Source organism: Rhodococcus sp. NPDC127593, assembly GCF_042671975.1.
Taxonomy (GTDB): domain Bacteria; phylum Actinomycetota; class Actinomycetes; order Mycobacteriales; family Mycobacteriaceae; genus Rhodococcus_F.
This window is the reverse complement of the sequence record NZ_JBHXWI010000169.1, coordinates 1-1,578: the sequence shown is the minus strand read 5'-3', so window position 1 is coordinate 1,578 and position 1,578 is coordinate 1. Positions and strand designations below refer to the sequence as shown.

General features: G+C 67.6%; 1 protein-coding gene and 1 pseudogene. Both read right to left on the bottom strand.

Features of this window, described 5'->3' with window-relative positions:
* A complete protein-coding gene (pyk, locus tag ACFVJ3_RS49400; protein WP_378459033.1) occupies window positions 1-1,473 on the bottom strand; it encodes a pyruvate kinase in 1,473 nt (490 codons plus the stop codon).
* Between the two features lie 18 nt (window positions 1,474-1,491).
* A pseudogene (locus ACFVJ3_RS49395) lies at window positions 1,492-1,578 on the bottom strand (2-oxo acid dehydrogenase); the annotation flags it as partial.

The window sequence follows — 1,578 nt, the reverse complement described above, 5'->3', positions numbered from 1 at the left end:
TCAGTGGTCTTCTTCGCCGATCCGGTGGACGTGAATCAGGTTCGTCGACCCGACGGTGCCCGGAGGCGACCCCGCGACGATGACGACGAGGTCGCCCCGCCGGTACCGGCCCAAGCCGAGGAGTGCGTGGTCGACCTGGTGGATCATCTGGTCGGTCGATGACACGGGATCGACGAGGAACGTCTCCGTCCCCCACGTCAGCGCCAACTGGGCCCGCACCGCCGGAAGCGGGGTGAACGCCAGCAACGGCAACGGCGTGTGCAACCGCGCCAACCGGCGCACCGTGTCCCCGGACTGGGTGAACGCCACCAGCGCCGCAGCACCCAACCGTTCCCCGATGTCACGCGCCGCGTAGGACAGGACCCCACCCCTCGTGCGGGGCACGTGCGCCAGCGGCGGCACCTGTGTGGACCTCTCCTCCACCGCGCTGATGATTCGGCCCATGGTGCGGACCGTCTCCATCACGTGCTTGCCCACGGACGTCTCGCCCGACAGCATGACGGCGTCGGCACCGTCGAGGACCGCATTGGCCACATCGGACGCCTCGGCCCGGGTCGGCCGCGAGTTCTCGATCATCGACTCGAGCATCTGCGTCGCGACGATCACCGGCTTCGCATTCTCGCGGGCAACCTGGACGGCCCGTTTCTGCGCGAGCGGCACCTGCTCGAGAGGCAACTCCACACCCAGATCGCCGCGGGCGACCATCACCGCATCGAACGCCAGCACGATCGCCTCGAGGTTTTCGATCGCCTCCGGCTTCTCGAGCTTCGCGATCACCGGAACCCGCCGGCCGACCCGATCCATCACCGCATGCACCAGTTCGATGTCCGCCGCCGACCGCACGAACGACAGCGCGATCAGGTCGACACCGAGACGCAGCGCGAACTCGAGATCGGCGATGTCCTTGTCCGACAGCGCCGGAACCGACACATTCATCCCCGGCAGCGACACACCCTTGTTGTTGCTGACCGGTCCCCCCTCGGTGACCCGGCACACCACATCGCTGCCCTCGACGCCGGTGACGACCAACCCGATCTTGCCGTCATCGACCAGCAACCGGTCACCCGGGGTGGCGTCCTCGGCCAACTGCTTATAGGTGGTCGACACCCGGGCATGGGTGCCCTCGCACTCGTCGACGGTGATCCGCACGACGTCGCCGTCCGCCCAGACGGTGCCGCCCTCGGCGAACCGCCCCAACCTGATCTTCGGCCCCTGCAGGTCGGCGAGAACACCCACCGCCCGCCCGGTGACATCGGCCGCAGCCCGCACCCGAAGATAGTTCTCCTCGTGATCGGAATGCTCGCCGTGACTGAAGTTCAGCCGCGCGATATCCATCCCGCAGTCGACGAGTTCACGGATGCGATCACCGGTCGCCGTCGCCGGCCCCAACGTGCACACGATCTTCGCGCGCCTCGCCGACCCGGGCGCCTCCCGGCCGGGCGTGACGAGATATTCGGAAACTGTTGCAGTCATATGTTTTTCAGTTCTCCTCTAGGCGCTTCCCGTGTCCGCATAGGACACGGCGGCGGCACGGACGTCGTCGATGCGGTACCGGTTGGCGGCCTCGACGGCCTTGGA